Consider the following 16,585-nt stretch of genomic DNA (forward strand, 5'->3'; position numbering starts at 1 on the left):
CGGCGACGTCCGGCGCGTGCGCGGACCGGAGGCCGGACGACGCGTGGAGCGGAACCCGGACCGCGGGTCAGCCGAGCACCGCCACCGTGATCTCGCCCGCCGCGGGGCCGGCCTGGGCGACCGGTTCGCCGCCCGGTCCCCAGACGCCCGAGCCGCCGGAGGTCTCCGGGTAGGAGCCGCTGGGCCCGGCCGCGGTGGAGAGAACGACCCACATGCCGTGGGCGACGGCGCGCTCTCGCATATGGGTGTCCCGTCGGGCCGCGGAGTCGGAACCGGGGCCGTAGAGGGTGCCGGCCACATAGGCGTCGACACCGAGCGCCGCCGTGTCGACGGCGTGCTGGGGCACCGCGGCGTCGTAGCAGACGGCCAGTCCGAGCCTCCACCCGTCGACGGTGAGCACCGTCGGTTTCTCGCCGGGGCTGAACCGGTCGAACTCGGGGCCGTGCAGCCACATCTTCCGGTACACCGCCGTAACACCGTCGCCGGTCACGGCCAGGGTGGCGATGTACTCGCGGCCGTCCTCGTCCTCGATCGGCGCGCCGACCAGCGCCACGGAGCCGGCGGCACGGCAGGCGTCCACCAGGGGCCGGAGGCGGTCGTCGTCCGGGGACACCGCGGGGGCGGCGAGGTCGTACCCGGTGAGGGAGAACTCGGGGAAGACCACCAGTCTCGCGTCCGCCCGCCCGATGGCCCGCGCGTGCTCCGAGACGTTCCCCACGACGTCGTCGCCGGCCCACAGGGGCTGGACGACGGCCACCGTCAGCGGCTCCCTCTTCGATCCACTCGTCTCCATGAGGTTGATTATTCAAGATCCGGCCACTCCGTCCGGCGTCGGCCCCGGCTGCCTGCACTTCGATGGCCTTCCCGGGCCGGACCCTCGTGTCCCCGTGACCCGTGTTCCGTGACCCCTGTCCCGTGCCCCTTCCCGTGTCCCCGGCGCCACGGCGAGCGGCAGCCGAAAGACGGCCCCTGGGGCGGCGGACGCCCGGCGTGGTCATCTATCGTCCCGGTATGACCTCGTTCCGCCCCGCCCCCGCCTGGCTGGCCGACGCCGTCTTCTACCAGATCTATCCGCAGTCGTTCGCCGACTCCGACGGCGACGGCATCGGCGACTTCGACGGGATCACCGAGCGCCTCGACCACCTCGCGTGGCTGGGCGTCAACACCGTCTGGCTCAACCCGTGCTTCGTGTCCCCGTTCGGCGACGCCGGATACGACGTCGCCGACTATCTGAACGTCGCACCCCGCTACGGCACGTCCGAGGACCTCGCCCGTCTCGTCGACGCGGCGGGCAACCGTGGCATCCGCGTCCTGCTGGACCTCGTGGCCGGCCACACCTCCGACCGGCATCCGTGGTTCCGGGCCGCGATGGACGACCCCGCCGACGACCGGTACATCTGGGCGCCCGAGGGACCCCGCCCGGACGGCTTCGTCCCCTCCCCCGGCACCCGCCCGGGGTCGTACCTGCCGAACTTCTTCGCCTTCCAGCCCGCCCTCAACTTCGGCTACGGGCGCGCCCGTCCGGACGAACCCTGGCGCCTGCCGGTCGACGCGCCGGGTCCGCGGGCCAACCGGGCCGCGCTGCGCACGGTGATGGACCACTGGCTGGGGCTCGGACTGGCCGGCTTCCGGGTGGACATGGCCGCCTCGCTCGTCAAGGACGACCCGGACAAGCGGGAGACGGCCGCGGTCTGGACGGAGTTGAGGCACTGGCTGGACGCGGCGCACCCGGACGCCGTGCTGCTCTCGGAGTGGGGCGAGCCCGAGGTGTCCGTCCCCGCGGGGTTCCACGCCGACTTCTTCCTCCAGTTCGGCGGCCCCACCGACGGCCGCGCCCTGCGCTCGCTGTGGAGCAACGGCGAGGGCACGGTCAACGAGGCCTGGGATCCGCTCGACTGCTTCTTCGACGCCGCGGGCCGCGGCTCGCCGCGCCCGTTCGTGGACGCGTGGCACGGTGCGGTGACCGCGCTGGGCGACAGCGGCTTCATCGCGCTCCCGACCGCCAACCACGACTTCTCACGTCTCAACTGCGGCCCCCGCACGGCCGGTCAGCTCCCCGTCGCCTTCACCTTCCAGCTCACCTGGCCGACCCTTCCGGCGATCTACTACGGCGACGAGATCGGTATGCGCTACGTCCCGGGCCTGCCCGAGAAGGAGGGCAGTGTGCTGGGCCCGCGCTACAACCGCGCGGGCTCCCGTACGCCGATGCAGTGGGACGAGAGCCCCAACGCCGGTTTCTCCAAGGCACCGGCCGACCGGCTGTACCTCCCGCTCGACCCGTCCCCGGACCGCCCGACGGTCGCCGCCCAACGCGCCGACGACACCTCGCTCCTGCATCTCGTACGCCGCCTGATCGCGCTGCGCACGTCGACGCCGGAGCTGGGTCCGGGCGGCTCGGTCGAAGTGGTGCACGCCGGGTACCCGTTCGTGTACGTACGGGGCGGCCGCTATCTCGTCGTGGTCAACCCGGCCCGTGAAAGCGGGAGTTGCCGCGTCGAGTGGCTGCCCGGCGTCCGCCCGCTGGAGTCGGCCGGCGTCGATGTCCACGTCGGCACGGTGAGCGCCGAAGGATTCGGCTACGGCGTCTTCGAACTCACCGACGCGCGGGAGGCTTCAGTCCCCCACGCGAACTAGCGGGGCGAGCCGGACACCTGGAGTGTGCGGGGGCCGACCGCGTCACGGTCGAAACGCGCGAGGGTGCCCGGCCGGAAGAGCCGTGCCGTCGCCCGGTGCGAGGTGATCACCCCTGGTCGAAGTCTCCGGGAACCACTTCCACCTCGTCGCCGACCCGCCGTACTCGATCCTGCGCGAGGCCCTCGCCGCCCCGCCGCCCCGCCGCCCCGCCGCCCGGATCCTGAGGAACTCCGGGCGAGCGGTGGCGAATCGGCGGGGGGCGCCGCGACCGAGGGACGCGGTTGCGGCGTCCTCGAACCCGCCGGTCCCCGGAGCGGGCGAGGGCGGGTCAGCATCCCAGGCGCAGCCCGGCGAGCCAGACGTCGGGGGTGCTCGGTCCGGCTTCGGCGGGCGGGGCCACCGGCGCGGTGGCCCCCTTCGGCCGTGCCCGGCGGGCGAGCAGGCGGCCGAGGGGGCCCCGGGCACGCGGCGCCGGGGCGGACTCCGCCGCCCGGGCCGTGTCCGCTGCGGCCTCGGCAGGGACGAGCGGGACGGCGGCGGCGTCCTGCGCCGGGAACAGCGGGGCCGACGAGGTCGTAAGGGCCGGAGCGGTCATGGGACGGTCCTCCTGGGGTGTCGCGCCGACAGGGGCTGTCTGGCAGGCCCTGGGCGGTCGGTGGCTCCCGGCCGGCGTCGGCCGGGAGGTCGTCTCACCCCACCGACGAAGACGCCCTACGCCGATCGACACTCCGCGAGCCGCTTTTCCAGAAATCTCCGCTCGGCCGCGTTCTCCACCAGGTCGAGGGCGCGTCCGTAGGCTTCGGCGGCCTCCCCCGTGCGTCCGGCTCGGCGGAGCAGGTCCGCGCGGGTCGCGGGGAGCAGGTGGTACGTGTCCAGCTCGCCCTCCGCCTCCAGTTCGGCGACCAGGGCGAGCCCGGCGTCGGGTCCGTCCGCCATGCCCACGGCGACCGCCCGGTTGAGCCGGACCACGGCCGAGGGCACGAAGCGACGCAGCTCGCCGTAGAGGCCGGCGATGTCGGCCCAGTCGGTCTCCTCGGCGGTGGCCGCGGTGGTGTGACAGGCGGCGATCGCGGCCTGGATCTGGTACGGGCCCGGGCGTCCGCGGCGCAGGGCGGTCTCCAGCAGCGCGGCCCCCTCGTCCGCCTCGGCGGTGTCCCAGGCCGTACGGTCCTGGTCCTCCAGCGTCACCAGTTCGCCGGAGGCGTCGACGCGGGTGCCGCGGCGGGCGTCGTGGAGCAGCAACAGCGCGAGCAGGCCGAGGACTTCGGGCTCGTCCGGCATCAGACGGGCCAGGACCCGGGCGAGGCGGATCGCCTCCGCGGAGAGGTTCGCGCGGGTGAGATCGGCGCCGGCCGTGGCCGCGTACCCCTCGTTGAAGAGCAGGTAGAGGACGCCGAGGACACCGGTGGTGCGCTCGGGCAGGAGGTGCGCGGGCGGTACGCGGTAGGGGATGCCCGCGTTCTGGATCTTCCGCTTGGCACGCACGAGCCGCTGGGCCATCGTGGCCTCGGGGACCAGGAAGGCGCGCGCGATCTCGGGCGTGGTCAGCCCGGCCAGGGTGCGCAGGGTGAGCGCCACCCGGGCCTCGATGGCGAGCGCCGGGTGGCAGCAGGTGAAGATCAGCCGCAGCCGGTCGTCGCCCACTCCGCTGTCGTCGTCCGGGTCCGCGAACGGATCGTAGGCTCTGTTCGGGTCGTAGGGACCGTCGTCGCGTGCCGACACCGCCACCTCCCGCAGTTTGCGTGCGCCGACCGCCTCGCGGCGCAGCACGTCCAGGGCCCGGTTGCGCGCGGTCGTGGTCAGCCAGGCGCCGGGGCGGCGCGGTACTCCGTCGCGCCGCCACCGGTCGAGCGCCTGGGCGAAGGCGTCCTGCGCGCACTCCTCGGCGAGGTCCCAGTCGCCGGTCACCCTGATCAGGGTGGCGACGACCTGGCCCCACTCCTCACGGAAGGCGGCCGCGACCGCCTCCTCGGCACCGTCGTTCATTCCCAGACCGGCCGCACCTCGACCGAGCCGCCGCCCAGCGCCGCCGGATGCCGGGACGCGAGGGCGATGGCCTCGTCGAGGTCGGCGACCTCGATGATGTCGATGCCCGCGATGTACTCCTTCGTCTCGGCGAACGGGCCGTCGCTGAGCAGGACGTCGTCGCCCCGGACCCGGACGGTGGTGGCGTCGCTCGCGGGCCGCAGCCGGGCGCCGCCCTTCACGATGTCGCGCTCGCGCACCTCCTGGATGTACGCGGCGAACCGGGGGTCGTCGGCGATCTGCTCCGGGGCGAGTTCCTCGCCGTCGACCGGAGTGCAGATGAACAGGGCGTACTTCATGACCGGCCCTCTCCGGCGGGCGGGAGGCCCGCGTCCGACGGGACGGAGGTGTGCTGGTGGACGATCCGCCAGCGGTCGGCGGCCGCGCGGTAGCCGGTGGTGACGCGCGCGGTGGTGTCCAGGGTGGTGCCGTCGGCCAGCGGGGCTCGCAGGCGGACCAGGGCGTGACCGAAGGCGACGCTCTCGTCGATCCGCAGCCGGAAGTCGAGCACCTCGCGGTCGACGGGGCCGGCGAGCCGGGAGAACCACTCCTCCTGGGCCTTGCGCAGGGCGTCGGCGCCGCTCTGGTCCGGGCCGCTCACGGGGTGGAACACCTCGACGTCGGGGGCGTAGCAAGCCATCAGCGCGTCGAGGTCGCGGGCGCGGAGGGCCTCCGTGAGCCGGTCGTCGAGCCGGCGGATCTGCGTTTCGGCGTCCTCGTCGTCCCAGAACGGGCGGATCTCCATGGCGCCGATCGTCGCGACGGGGTGCTTCGCGGCGGCTTCGATCGCCTCTTCCATGGTGGCGCATTCGAGGATGTCGAAGCCGGCGACGTACTCCTTCGTCTCGGCGAACGGGCCGTCGGTGCGCAGCACTTCACCGTCGCGCACCCGGACGGTGACCGCGTCGGCGGGCAGCCGGAGCCGGTGGCCGTGCAGCCGGACGCCGCGCTCGGCACCCAGTTCCTCGACCCAGGGTTCGACGGGCGCCATCCCGGACGCGTCGGCGGTGTCGTCGCCGCACACCAGCAGCATGTACTTCATGGTTCCTCCAGGTCCTCGTGAGCTTCCTACACCCCACCGACGGACGGCACCCGGGCGGATCGACACCTCGGCCGGAAATTTTTTCCGGAGTCTTCCGACCGTGGTCGACCGGCGTCTCCGGACCCCGGCTCACGGGCCCTTCCTCCCGGGCGCCGCCCGCCGCCCGTACCCCGTCAGACGCGGGAGGTACCCGGTCGTACGGGAAGGACCTGGACGCTGTTGCCGACGAAGCTGGCCTGCTGGGTGAGCTCCGCCTCGGACACGGCGAGGTCGAGGTCGGGGAAGCGGGTGAACAGACGCTCCAGGGCGACGGTGGCCTCCATCCGGGCGAGCGGCGCGCCGAGGCAGTAGTGGGCGCCGTGTCCGAGGGAGAGGTTGCGGGCGGCGCCGGGCCTGCCGGGGCGGGTGACGTCGAAGCGGTCGGCGTCCGGCCCGTGGGCCGACGGGTCGCGGCCCGCGGCCGAGTAACCGGCGAGGACGGGTGTGCCCTGGGGAATGACCGTCCCGCCGACGGTCAGGTCGCGCACCGGGTAGCGGAACGGGAAGTAGCTGACGGGGGCGTCCCAGCGCAGGGTCTCGTCCACCACGTCCCCCCAGCTCGCCTCGCCCTTGAGGACCGACTCCAGCTGGTCCCGGTGCCCGCACAGCGCGCGGACGGCGTTGGTGATCAGATTGAGCGTGGTCTCGTGCCCGGCGATGATCATGAGGACCAGCGTGCCGATGAGCTCCAGCTGGCTGAGCCGGTCGCCGTCCTCCTCGCGGGCGGCGATCAGCGCGCTGGTGAGGTCGTCCCCGGGGTTTTCCGTCCGGGCGGCCGCGACGGCGCCGAGGACTGCGACCAGTTCGCGGTTGGCGGCGACGGCCTGTTCGGGGCCGATGTCGGTGGCGACGACCTGGTTCGTCAGATGGTGGAGCTGGTCGCGGTACTCGGCGTCCACGCCGAGGAGTTCGCCGATGACGCCCATCGGCAGCGGGAGGGCGAAGTGCTCGCGCAGATCGGCCGCTCCCCCGCCGTCCCGGGCGGCCGCGTCCAGTCCGTCGAGCAGGCGCGAGGTCAACTCTTCGATGCGGGGCCGCAGTTCCTCGACGCGTCGGGCGGTGAACGCCTTGCTGACGAGGGAGCGCAGCCGCCGGTGGTCCTCGCCGTCGGCGGTCGTCATGCCCTGCACGGTGGCGAAGGTCATCAGGGGCCAGCCGGCGGTTATGCGCCCTTCGCGCAGGGCCGTGAAGTGCCGGGCGTCCTTGGCGACATCGGGGTGTGCGAGGAATTCCTTGAGCGCCTCGTGCCCGAGCACCACCGCGCCCTCCACCTCGCCGGGCAGCACCACCGTGGCGACGGCGCCCCGGGCGAGGAGCCGCGCGTTGTCGGCGTGCGGGCAGCGGCCCGCGGGGTCCATGCGGTGCGGCGTGACGGGCGAGGTGTCCACCGTGTTCTCCTTGCTGCTGGGCCGAGTTGAGGGTCGTACGACGCCGGCGGGCGCCGCTCGAAGATCGATTCTGCCCGCTCGGAGCAGCGTGCGCAGCACCTCGGCGAAGCCCTTCGGATGCGTCAGGTTGCCGTTGTGGCCGCCGGGGAAGTGGACGGGTGCGACACCGAGGCCCGCGGCCGGTTCCTCGGCGCAGCGGTAGTCGAACATCTGGCGTGGCGTGGTGCGTCCGGCCGCCGGGACGACACGGACCGGCCCGCGCGCGAGGGCGGCGATCTCGTCCGGGCCGAGGTCGCGGCCACCCCGATCGACACGGCACTCGCGGCCGCGCCCGGCACCGAGGACGGCGCGGAGATCGTCGAGACGGTGGCCCTCCTGGAGCGCCTCGCCGTCCGCCGGTCTCCAGGGCGACCGCCTACGGCCAGCGCCCAGAGCGCGCCCTGAGACGCGGATCACGTCACCATCCGCCCAACCCGTGGTAGTCTCCGAACAGCACTCGTGTACGCCTCCTTTCTCAGGCGCCGGTGCCAGTTCGTCTCTCTCGCTGATACACCGTCGATTCCGGCGTGTGGTCCAGCGTTTCGGCACCACCTCTCGCGGACGACCGGGTCATCCCCCGTCGTGGCCGAGGTGTTGTTCCCGCCGCTCCGGGCGCGCCACGCGCAGCCCTGATTCCTCGCGGCCCCTCCCCCCTGTTTCCCGCATGTCCATGCGATCCCGTCCTCGAGAGGACATCCCATGACCACCACACTCGAACACCCCCCCGTACAGCAGCGGCCGCAGACGCGGCCCGTCGTCGGTGTCCTCGACATCGACGGCAACGGGAAGGGGCACCTGCGCTCGCCGCGGCTCCTCCCGTCCCCCGACGACCTCCAGGTCCCCGCCACGCTGATCCGCCGTCACGGACTGCGCAAGGGCGACACCCTGGAAGGACTGCGCGGAGGCCCCCGGGTCCTCGCCGAGATCGAACGGATCAACGGCCGTACGCCCGAAGCGCTGCGGCGCCGACCGCACTTCAAGGACCTCACCCCGCTGCACCCGCGCGACCGGCTCCGCCTGGAGCACCCCGCGAGCGGGCCGACCGGACGCGTCATGGACCTGATGGCCCCCGTGGGCAAGGGCCAGCGCGGTCTGATCGTCGCCCCGCCCAAGACCGGCAAGACGGTCCTGCTCCAGCAGATCGCCGCCGCCGTGGCCGGCAACCATCCCGAGGCCCGTCTGATGGTGCTGCTGCTCGACGAACGCCCCGAGGAAGTCACCGACATGCGGCGCTCCGTGCGCGGCGAGGTGTACGCCTCCACGTTCGACCAGACACCCCGGCAGCACATCGCGCTCGCCGAGCTCGTGATCGAGCGGGCCAAGCGGCTCGTCGAGGCGGGCGAGGACGTCGTGATCCTGCTCGACTCGCTCACCCGGCTGTGCCGGGCGCACAACAACGCGGCCGCCGCGGGCGGGCGCACCCTCAGCGGCGGTGTCGACGCCTCCGCCCTCCAGGGCCCCAAGCGGCTGTTCGGCGCCGCGCGTCTGACCGAGGAGGCCGGTTCGCTGACGATTCTCGCCACCGCTCTGGTCGACACCGGCTCCCGCGCCGACGGCTTCTTCTTCGAGGAGCTCAAGGGCACCGGCAACATGGAGCTCCGACTCGACCGGTCCCTCGCCGACCGGCGTGTCTTCCCGGCCGTCGACATCGGCCCCTCCGGCACCCGCCGGGAGGAACTCCTGCTCCCCGCCGCCGAGTTGGCGGCCGTACGAGGCCTGCGCCGGGCCCTGCTGACCCGGGACGGACAGACCGGTCTGGAGACGCTCCTGGAGCGACTGCGCGCCACCCCCGACAACGCCGCCTTCCTGCGCCTCGTCCAGCCCACCCTGCCGTCCTGACCCCCGCGCCTGCGGCATCCGGGTGCTCGACGGCTCCGCTCGGCCCGGCCACCCCGGCGTGTCGCGCGTCCGTTCCTACGTTTGCGGTATGACGATCGGATTCTCATTCCGGACCGCCGCTTCACGCTCCGCGGTCACGCGTACCGCCCTGACCTGCTCCGCCCTCTGCGCGGCCGGTCTGCTCGCCGCGGCGCAGAGCCCGGCCACCGCAGTCACCACCGCGGTCGCCGGGGCGCCGCGGCCCGCGGCGCCGCCACCCGCCTCGCTCGACCGGACAGGCACCCTGGTCCGGGCCCGGCCCGGGGCACCCGACGTCCCGGACGTCTCCGCGCTGTCCTGGCTGGTCGCCGACGCCCGTACCGGAGACGTCCTCGCCTCGCACAACGCCCACCGCAGACTGCCGCCCGCGAGCACCCTCAAGACGCTGTTCGCCCTCACCGTCCTGCCGACGCTGCCCGGCACCACCCTGCACACCGTCAGGGAGCGGGAACTGGAGGGCATCGGCGCGGGCAGCAGCATGGTCGGAGTGGAGGACGGCATCACCTACCGGGTCGCGGACCTGTGGCGCGGGGTCTTCCTCAACTCCGGCAACGACGCGGTGCACGTGCTCGCCTCGATGAACGGCGGCTGGACGAGCACCGCCGCCCAGATGCAGGCCAAGGCCCGCGCCCTGGGCGCCGACGACACCCACGTCGTCTCGCCGGACGGGTACGACACACCCGGGCAGGTCTCCTCCGCCTACGACCTGGCGGTGTTCGGACGGGCCGGGCTGCGCAACCCCGACTTCGCCCGCTACTGCTCCACGGCCGAGGCGATGTTCCCCGGCGAGGCCGGCTCCCGGTACGGCATCCAGAACACCAACCGGCTGCTCACCGGCGCGAACGGGGTGGGGCACTACCCCGGACTGATCGGGGTCAAGAACGGCTACACCACCAACGCGGGCAACACGCTGATCGCCGCGGCCAAGCGCGGCTCCCGCACCCTGGTGGTCACGGTGATGAACCCTCAGGCGGGCGGCGGACTGACGGTGTACGAGGAGGCGCGCTCACTGCTCGACTGGGGCTTCGCCGCCGACGGCCGGGTCGATCCCGTGGGAACCCTGCCCGAGGTCCCGGCCGCTCCCGCGGCCGCCGCAGGCCCCTCCGCCCCCGCCGCACGTCACGGCGGCCCCGCCCGGTCCCCGGCCGCCGTCCGGCCCGCGGACAGCGCGCGTCCCGTGGCCGCCGCGCCCTCGGACGACGAGGAGTCCGGCTGGTCGGACGCGGCCGGGATCGCCGGGGCCGCCGCACTGGGCGCCGCCGGGGTCGCGCTGGTCCTGCGGCTCAGGGCGCGCCGCTCCGGACGCGGCTGACCCACCGGCAGCCACAGCAGCAGCCCGAGCGTGATCCACGCGTAGGTGTTGCTGCCGAGGAAGCCGTCGAGGCCCGAGGCGTCGTCGAACCACAGCCACACCACGCTGCTGCACAGCACCACGTACAGGGCCGCCGCCGTCCGCGGCCGGCGCCGCCGCAGTAGCACGGCGAAGGACGGCAGCAGCCAGACGAGGTGGTGCACCCAGGTGATCGGGCTGACGAGGCAGGCGGTCAGCCCGGTCAGGGCGAAGGCCCCGGCCCAGTCCTCCTCGGCGAGGGCCCGCGACGTCCGCCGCGCCCAGACCGCCAGGACCAGCAGGGCGAGCGCCGCCCACAGCGCCCTGCTCGGCTCCTGCGGTGCCACGAGCCGGGCCAGCACCCCCTGCAGGGACTGGTTGGAGACATAGGCCAGGCGGCCGATGCGGGAGGTGTCCCACAGCGCGTCGGTCCAGTAGAAGCGCGAGGCGTCCGGCACCACCCAGACCGCCAGCGCGGTGGCCGCCGCGGCGACTGCCGTGGCGACACCGGCGGCCCGCCTGCGGCGGCCCAGCAGCAGGAGCGCGATGAACAGCGCCGGCGTCAGCTTGACCGCCGCGGCGAGCCCGATCCCCACGCCCGCCCACCGGCCCCGGCCGCTCGACAGCAGCCAGGCGTCGCCGAGGACCAGGGCGAGCAGCACCAGGTTGACCTGGCCGAAGCTGAAGGTGTCGCGGACCGGTTCCAGCAGCGCCAGCAGACAGGCCGTCAGGGCGCAGCCGAACCAGCCGTAGCGGCGCAGCTCGGGCCCGAGCAGGATGCCCACGACCAGGGTCAGGGCGAGGACGTTGAGCAGCAGCGCGAGGGCGATCGCCGTGGGCAGCCCGACCAGGGCCATGGGCAGCATGCCGAGGGCCGCGAACGGCGGATAGGTGAAGCCGTACGCCGTGCCCGGCACCCGGTAGTCGTAGATGCTGCCGCCGTGGTGGACCCAGGAGTCGACCGCGCCGTAGTAGACGCGTAGGTCGAACCAGTCGCGCAGCAGGGGCACCGTGGCCGTGAACGCTCCGACGGCCACGGCCAGGGTCAGGACGAACAGCAGTCGCCGTCGGTCGGTGCTGAGCAGTGCCGTCATGCCGTCCGCTCCAGACCCGGTGCCGGTGCCTGCGCCGCCTGGTGGGCCTGCCAGAGCACGACGAGGGCGAGCAGGCCCCCGGAGACGGCGAGGATCACCTGGCCGGCGTCCGCCGGCGATCCGCTGGGCAGCACCGCGAGGGCGAGCACGGCGCTGGCTGCGGCGACCCGGCCGCGCACCGATCCGGTCGGCGCCGCCGCGGCGATGAGGAACAGCCCCCACAAGGCGTACCAGGGGCGGATCGCCGGTCCGAACACGGCCACCGCGGCCAGGCTCAGGCCGAGCGCGTAGACCGGGTGCGGACGCAGCCGCAGCCATATGAAGAGCAGCAGTCCCACGGTCGCCAGGAGCCCCGCGGCGTGCCAGGCGGGCATCGCGAGCGGCGCGAGTCCGCTGCCGAGCTTCTGCAGCAGGGCACCGGTCATGCGCCCCAGCAGGCTGGTGGGCGACCAGTTGTGCGGTGACACGGGGGTCCTCAGGGCCGCTATCCAGCCGTAGCCGGTACCGGCGACCGCGGTCGCGGCGAGCGTCGTGGCGACCGCGGCCACGCCGGTGGTCAGCGTCGCCCGCGCGGTCCCCCAGCGGCCCTGGCCGCGCCCGCGCAGCGCGATCACCGCGACCAGCCCCAGCGCGGCGGGCGCCTTGACCAGGGCGGCGAGGGTCACCAGCACGGCGCCCGCCAGAGGCCGGCGGCCGCGCGCGGCCACCAGGCCCACGCCGAGCAGTCCGAGCATGATGGCGTCGTTGTGCGCGCCGGCCACCAGGTGCAGCAGGACCAGGGGGTTCAGGGCGCCCAGCCACAGCGCCGCGGCCGGATCGGCACCGCTGTGCCGGGCGAGCCGGGGCAGGGCCGCCGCCATCAGGGCCACACCGAGCAGCGCGACCATGCGCATGCCGAACAGCCCGGCCGGTATCTCGCCGCGGGTGAGCGACGACAGACCGCGGGCGACCGCGAGGAAGACGGGGCCGTAGGGCGTGGTCGTGCTCTGCCACACCGGCGCGACCTCGTCGGCGAGCGGGCCGCCGAGCCGCGCGGGGCCGTAGGCGTAGACGTCGATGTGGGCGTCGACCATGGCGCCCTGGGCGAGATAGCTGTACACGTCCCTGCTGAACAGCGGCGGCGCGAGCAGGAGCGGCGCGGCCCAGGTGGCCAGGACCAGCAGCAGGGAACGCGGGGTCGGCGGTGCGGGACCACGGACGACGGTGCCCAGGAGCGCCCAGGCGGCTATCAGCAGGACGACGCCGAAGTACACCCCGACCAGGCCCAGGACCGCCCGCCCCGACTCGGGCGAGAGCAGGTCGCGGGCGGGCAGGGCACCCGCGGTCTCGCCGCCCAGCGCGAGGACGGCGGTACCGGCGAGGCCCAGGGCCTGGCAGCGGCGGAGATCGACGGGAAAAGCCGTGGCCAACACTCCGCAAGCGTGTCAACGCCGGGTGGCCGGAAGGCGACGCGGCACCCTCCGGGCGGGGTCCGGCGCGTGACCTCCGTGGGTGGGGAAGCGCGTGACCTCCGTGGGGTGGAAGGCGGGTCAGAACACGGACAGCCCGGTCAGGGTCGTGAAGCGGTCGAGGGCGGCCACGCCCGCGACCGAGTTGCCGCGTTCGTCGAGACCCGGGCTCCAGACGCACAGGGTGCAGCGGCCCGGCACCACGGCGATGATGCCGCCGCCCACCCCGCTCTTGCCGGGAAGCCCGACGCGGTAGGCGAAGTCGCCCGCGGCGTCGTAGGTCCCGCAGGTCAGCATGATCGCGTTGATCTGCTTGGCCTGGCTGCGGGGCAGGAGCCGGCCGCCGTCGGCGCGGATGCCGTGCCGGGCCAGGAACCCGGTGGCCAGGGCCAGGTCGGCGCAGGAGGCGGCGATCGAGCACTGCAGGAAGTACTGGTCGAGCAGGGCGGGCACCGGGTTGTCGATGTTGCCGTAGGAGGCCATGAAGTGGGCGAGTGCCGCGTTGCGGTCGCCGTTGGCGGTCTCGGAGGCGGCGATGTCCCGGTCGAAGTCGAGGCCCGCGTTGCCGCTCTCGGCGCGCAGGAACTCCAGCAGGGTGCCGGCCGCGTCGCCGGTACGGGTCTGCAGCCGGTCGGTGACGACGAGGGCTCCGGCGTTGATGAACGGGTTGCGCGGGATGCCGTTCTCGTACTCGAGCTGGACCAGGGAGTTGAACGGATTGCCCGAGGGCTCCCGGCCGACGTGCTCCCACAGGGCGTCCCCCTCGCGGGCCAGGTCGAGGGCGAGGGTGAAGACCTTGGTGATGGACTGCGTGGAGAACGGCTGCCGCCAGTCCCCCACGCCGTAGACCGTGCCGTCGAGTTCCGCGACGGCCATGCCGAAGCGGCGCGGGTCGCAGGCGGCCAGGGCCGGGATGTAGTCGGCGGGCCGGCCGCGCCCCGGTGTCTGCGCGATCTCGGTGGCGATGCGCTCCAGGACCGGCTGGAAGGTCAGGGAGGACGGAGGCGAGGTGTTCCCGGGCATGATCGCCATTGTGCCGCCCGCTCCGCCGCGCGGCCCGCCGGCCCGGCCCTGTGCCCGAAGCCGCAGGTCGGAGCGTGCCTCCCGCCAGGCGGTGCGGGGCGGCCCGGCTCCCCTCGGCGCGGGCGGGCGCCGTCCGGCCTCCCGCCGAGAGGCGCGCCGGAACGACACAGGGGGCGCGAAGCCGGAATCCGGCTTCGCGCCCCCTGTGGGTGGGACCGTCCGCTCCCGGAGCCGGTGCGTACCGGCTCCGGAGCGTGTCAGCTGTCGATGACCCCGGCGCCCAGCAGGCCGAAGAGCAGCACGCCGATGACGATGCGGTAGATCACGAAGGCGTTGAAGGAGTGCTTGGCGACGAACTTCAGGAGCCAGGCGATGGAGGCGTACGCGACGACGAACGACACGACGGTGCCGGTGATCAGCGGCGCGGCGCCCACACCGGTGCCGAGGGCGTCCTTCAACTCGTACAGGCCGGCGCCGGTCAGGGCCGGGATGCCGAGGAAGAAGGAGAGCCGGGTGGCGGCGACACGGTCCAGGTCGAGGATGAGGCCCGTCGACATGGTGGCGCCGGAGCGCGAGAAGCCGGGGAAGAGCAGGGCGAGGATCTGGGAGCTGCCGACCAGCATCGCGTCCTTGAACGAGACGTCGTCCTCACCGCGCTTGTGGCGGCCCATCTGGTCCGCGGCCCACATCACGGCACTGCCCGCGATCAGCGAACCGGCGACCACCCACAGGGACGCCAGCGGCCCCTCGATGAGCGGCTTGGCCGCGAGGCCCACGGCCACGATCGGGATCGTCGCGTAGATGACCCACCAGGCGAACTTGTAGTCGTGGTGGTGACGCTCGTCCTTGTTGCGCAGACCACGTCCCCAGGCGGAGACGATCCGCACGATGTCCTTGAAGAAGTACACGAGCACGGCGGCGATGGCGCCGACCTGGATGACCGCGGAGAAGCCGACGACGGCGTCGTCGTCGACGGGGATGTTCATCAGGCCCTCGGTGATCTTGAGATGACCGGTCGAGGACACGGGAAGGAATTCGGTCACCCCCTCGACGATTCCGAGGACGACGGCCTGACCGACGTTGATGACGCTCATGGGATCCAGTTCTGAAAAGTTGGTCGACAGTGCTGTAGACGGTGCAGGAGACAGTGTTGCGTACGCACACCGACGCCCGACACCTAGGTCCACAAAGCTTGCGCAAACGAGACCCCGGCGAACGCCGCGCCGAGGCCCGCCGTCACACTCACGATCACGTTGGCCGCAGCGTAGAACGCCGCACCCGTCTCGGTCAGCCGCAGGGTCTCGTACGAGAACGTCGAGTACGTGGTGAGCGCCCCGCACAGGCCGGTCCCGATCAGCAGTTGCAGGTGTCCGGACACCTGCCCCGCCGAGGCGGCACCGGTCAGCAGACCGAGGACGAGGCACCCGGTCACGTTCACGACGAGGGTGCCCCAGGGGAAGACCGTATCGTGCCTCTGCTGGACCGCCCGGTCGGTCAGATAGCGCAGGGGTGCTCCGACCGCGGCACCGATGATCACCAGCAGCCAGTTCACCGCGGCTCCCCGCCTTCCGCGGACGGGCCGCCGCCCGTCGCGCCCGGTCCTTCCGCCGCCCCGCCCCGGCCCACGTACCGGATGACCTCACAGGGGTCGAGGACCACCAGGCCCTCGGTGACGAGCTCGTCGAGCTGCGGCAGGAAGGCCCGTACCCGCTCCTCGGTGTCCACGACGATCACGGCCACCGGCAGGTCCTCGCTCAGCGAGAGCAGCCGGGAGGTGTGGATGAGGGAGGAGGCGCCGAAGCCCTCGATGCCCTTGAAGACGCTGGCGCCCGCGAGGCCCGCCGCGTGGGCGCGGTGCACGATCTCCGCGTAGAGCGGCTTGTGGTGCCAGGTGTCGTTCTCGCCGACGAGGACCGTCAGCCGCAGGGCGCTGCCCGTGAGTCGTGTCATCGCTGCCTCCGTGCCAGGGCGCGGCGCGCCGCGGTCGTGCCGAGCCACACCGCCGCGAGGGCCGCGCACAGGGTCGCGGCGAGATAGGCGAGTCCGGTGCCCGGGTGGCCGGTGCCGACCAGCCTCCGGATGTCGACGGCGTACGTCGAGAAGGTGGTGAAGCCGCCGAGGACCCCGGTGCCGAAGAAGGGGCGCGCGAGGCGGTGGACGGCCGGCAGGTCGGTGATCAGCACCATGAGCACGCCCATGACGGCGCAGCCCACGACGTTGATCGTGAAGGTGGTCCAGGGGAAGGCGCCGTCGGACGTGGGCCACAGCAGTCCGGCCCCGTAGCGGGCCGTGGCGCCGATGACACCGCCGAGGGACACCACCGCGACGACCGGGCCCTGGCCGTGCCAGGGTGAGGGCGGTCGCGCGGGCGCGCGCACGGGGGTGCCGGGCTCGCCGACGTGGTCGGGGTGGGGGACGCTCATGCTCTTCGGTGCTCCTACTCGCCGGGCCGGTGCGCGCACACGGCATCGCAAGCAGGGACCGTTGGCGGCATCCGTGCCGCGGTTCGGGTACGGCGGGCCCCACCGCCGCGCCGCGCTGCAAGATCGCGGCTGGTGAACAGGGTAACGCCGGGGGCGCGGCCCGCGCACACCCGCTCCCCGGCGCGCGGGACGCTCGGCGCGCGAGACCCTCCCCCTGCGCGA

At 73.5% G+C, this 16,585-nt stretch carries 15 protein-coding genes and 1 pseudogene; 3 read left to right on the forward strand and 13 right to left on the reverse strand.

Annotated elements, in window-relative coordinates; translation table 11 throughout:
- Nucleotides 1-67 precede the first annotated feature (67 nt).
- Nucleotides 68-793: a carbon-nitrogen hydrolase family protein gene (locus tag IO36_RS03550; RefSeq protein WP_037615899.1), complete on the reverse strand. Its 726-nt coding sequence runs from the start codon at nt 791-793 to the stop codon at nt 68-70.
- A 218-nt stretch (nt 794-1,011) separates the two neighbouring features.
- On the opposite strand from IO36_RS03550, the gene IO36_RS03555 reads away from it, so the two are divergent.
- The gene (locus tag IO36_RS03555) at nt 1,012-2,634 is read left to right on the forward strand and encodes an alpha-amylase family glycosyl hydrolase (protein ID WP_037615902.1); all 1,623 of its coding nucleotides are present in this window, start codon (nt 1,012-1,014) and stop codon (nt 2,632-2,634) included.
- 328 nt (nt 2,635-2,962) lie between these two features.
- Here the strand turns inward: IO36_RS03555 and IO36_RS03560 are convergent, their stop codons facing one another.
- The 5 genes from IO36_RS03560 to IO36_RS03580 form a co-directional block, all read right to left on the reverse strand.
- Entirely contained in the window at nt 2,963-3,229 is a 267-nt protein-coding gene (locus IO36_RS03560) for a hypothetical protein (RefSeq protein ID WP_037615904.1), read from the reverse strand.
- A 116-nt stretch (nt 3,230-3,345) separates the two neighbouring features.
- A complete protein-coding gene (locus IO36_RS03565) occupies nt 3,346-4,620 on the reverse strand; it encodes an RNA polymerase sigma factor (RefSeq protein ID WP_037615906.1) in 1,275 nt (424 codons plus the stop codon).
- Nucleotides 4,617-4,958 carry a YciI family protein gene (locus tag IO36_RS03570; RefSeq protein ID WP_037615909.1) on the reverse strand — a complete coding sequence of 114 codons (342 nt, stop codon included), beginning with the start codon at nt 4,956-4,958 and terminating at the stop codon, nt 4,617-4,619. Before IO36_RS03570 ends, IO36_RS03565 begins: the two co-directional genes overlap by 4 nt.
- Nucleotides 4,955-5,701 (reverse strand): SgcJ/EcaC family oxidoreductase, encoded by a 747-nt coding sequence (locus IO36_RS03575; RefSeq protein ID WP_051899949.1) that lies wholly within the window; start codon nt 5,699-5,701, stop codon nt 4,955-4,957. The genes IO36_RS03570 and IO36_RS03575 overlap by 4 nt, the downstream gene beginning before the upstream one ends.
- Nucleotides 5,702-5,874: 173 nt before the next feature.
- Entirely contained in the window at nt 5,875-7,098 is a 1,224-nt protein-coding gene (locus tag IO36_RS03580; RefSeq protein ID WP_209441151.1) for a cytochrome P450 family protein, read from the reverse strand.
- A 768-nt stretch (nt 7,099-7,866) separates the two neighbouring features.
- Between IO36_RS03580 and rho the strand changes: the two genes are divergently transcribed.
- Both rho and IO36_RS44090 read left to right on the forward strand, forming a co-directional pair.
- A complete protein-coding gene (gene rho / locus IO36_RS03590; protein WP_037615915.1) occupies nt 7,867-9,006 on the forward strand; it encodes a transcription termination factor Rho in 1,140 nt (379 codons plus the stop codon).
- Between the two features lie 88 nt (nt 9,007-9,094).
- Nucleotides 9,095-10,357, forward strand: a complete 1,263-nt coding sequence (locus IO36_RS44090; RefSeq protein ID WP_245173108.1) for a D-alanyl-D-alanine carboxypeptidase family protein — start codon at nt 9,095-9,097, stop codon at nt 10,355-10,357.
- A 224-nt stretch (nt 10,358-10,581) separates the two neighbouring features.
- Here the strand turns inward: IO36_RS44090 and IO36_RS47925 are convergent.
- From IO36_RS47925 to crcB (IO36_RS03625), 7 genes and pseudogenes are all read right to left on the reverse strand, one after another.
- Nucleotides 10,582-11,469: pseudogene (locus IO36_RS47925) on the reverse strand (glycosyltransferase family 87 protein); the annotation flags it as partial.
- A complete protein-coding gene (mptB, locus tag IO36_RS03600) occupies nt 11,466-12,881 on the reverse strand; it encodes a polyprenol phosphomannose-dependent alpha 1,6 mannosyltransferase MptB (RefSeq protein WP_051899951.1) in 1,416 nt (471 codons plus the stop codon). The gene mptB and the pseudogene IO36_RS47925, both read right to left, overlap by 4 nt.
- Before the next feature lie 117 nt (nt 12,882-12,998).
- Nucleotides 12,999-13,940, reverse strand: coding sequence for a glutaminase (locus tag IO36_RS03605; protein ID WP_107065629.1), 942 nt, complete (start codon nt 13,938-13,940; stop codon nt 12,999-13,001).
- A gap of 257 nt (nt 13,941-14,197) precedes the next feature.
- On the reverse strand, nt 14,198-15,034 hold the full coding sequence (locus IO36_RS03610) for an undecaprenyl-diphosphate phosphatase (RefSeq protein WP_037615921.1): 837 nt from the start codon (nt 15,032-15,034) through the stop codon (nt 14,198-14,200).
- A gap of 83 nt (nt 15,035-15,117) precedes the next feature.
- Nucleotides 15,118-15,492, reverse strand: a complete 375-nt coding sequence (crcB, locus tag IO36_RS03615; RefSeq protein ID WP_037615924.1) for a fluoride efflux transporter CrcB — start codon at nt 15,490-15,492, stop codon at nt 15,118-15,120.
- Nucleotides 15,489-15,890 (reverse strand): DUF190 domain-containing protein, encoded by a 402-nt coding sequence (locus tag IO36_RS03620; protein ID WP_037615927.1) that lies wholly within the window; start codon nt 15,888-15,890, stop codon nt 15,489-15,491. The genes crcB (IO36_RS03615) and IO36_RS03620 overlap by 4 nt, the downstream gene beginning before the upstream one ends.
- Nucleotides 15,887-16,363, reverse strand: a complete 477-nt coding sequence (crcB, locus tag IO36_RS03625) for a fluoride efflux transporter CrcB (protein WP_037615929.1) — start codon at nt 16,361-16,363, stop codon at nt 15,887-15,889. Before crcB (IO36_RS03625) ends, IO36_RS03620 begins: the two co-directional genes overlap by 4 nt.
- Nucleotides 16,364-16,585 lie beyond the last annotated feature (222 nt).

The organism is Streptomyces aureus (assembly GCF_000725495.1).
In the GTDB taxonomy this organism is placed as follows: Bacteria; Actinomycetota; Actinomycetes; order Streptomycetales; family Streptomycetaceae; genus Streptomyces; species Streptomyces aureus_B.

Coding starts and splice junctions, on each gene's coding strand:
- IO36_RS03555 (WP_037615902.1), top strand. CDS start 1,012: ATGACCTCGTTCCGCCCCGCCCCCGCCTGGCTGGCCGACGCCGTCTTC.
- IO36_RS03580 (WP_209441151.1), bottom strand. CDS start 7,098: ATGGACCCCGCGGGCCGCTGCCCGCACGCCGACAACGCGCGGCTCCTC.
- IO36_RS03605 (WP_107065629.1), bottom strand. CDS start 13,940: ATGCCCGGGAACACCTCGCCTCCGTCCTCCCTGACCTTCCAGCCGGTC.
- IO36_RS03610 (WP_037615921.1), bottom strand. CDS start 15,034: ATGAGCGTCATCAACGTCGGTCAGGCCGTCGTCCTCGGAATCGTCGAG.
- IO36_RS03560 (WP_037615904.1), bottom strand. CDS start 3,229: ATGACCGCTCCGGCCCTTACGACCTCGTCGGCCCCGCTGTTCCCGGCG.
- IO36_RS03570 (WP_037615909.1), bottom strand. CDS start 4,958: ATGAAGTACGCCCTGTTCATCTGCACTCCGGTCGACGGCGAGGAACTC.
- rho (WP_037615915.1), top strand. CDS start 7,867: ATGACCACCACACTCGAACACCCCCCCGTACAGCAGCGGCCGCAGACG.
- IO36_RS03550 (WP_037615899.1), bottom strand. CDS start 793: ATGGAGACGAGTGGATCGAAGAGGGAGCCGCTGACGGTGGCCGTCGTC.
- IO36_RS03575 (WP_051899949.1), bottom strand. CDS start 5,701: ATGAAGTACATGCTGCTGGTGTGCGGCGACGACACCGCCGACGCGTCC.
- IO36_RS03565 (WP_037615906.1), bottom strand. CDS start 4,620: ATGAACGACGGTGCCGAGGAGGCGGTCGCGGCCGCCTTCCGTGAGGAG.
- IO36_RS03620 (WP_037615927.1), bottom strand. CDS start 15,890: ATGACACGACTCACGGGCAGCGCCCTGCGGCTGACGGTCCTCGTCGGC.
- IO36_RS44090 (WP_245173108.1), top strand. CDS start 9,095: ATGACGATCGGATTCTCATTCCGGACCGCCGCTTCACGCTCCGCGGTC.
- crcB (WP_037615929.1), bottom strand. CDS start 16,363: ATGAGCGTCCCCCACCCCGACCACGTCGGCGAGCCCGGCACCCCCGTG.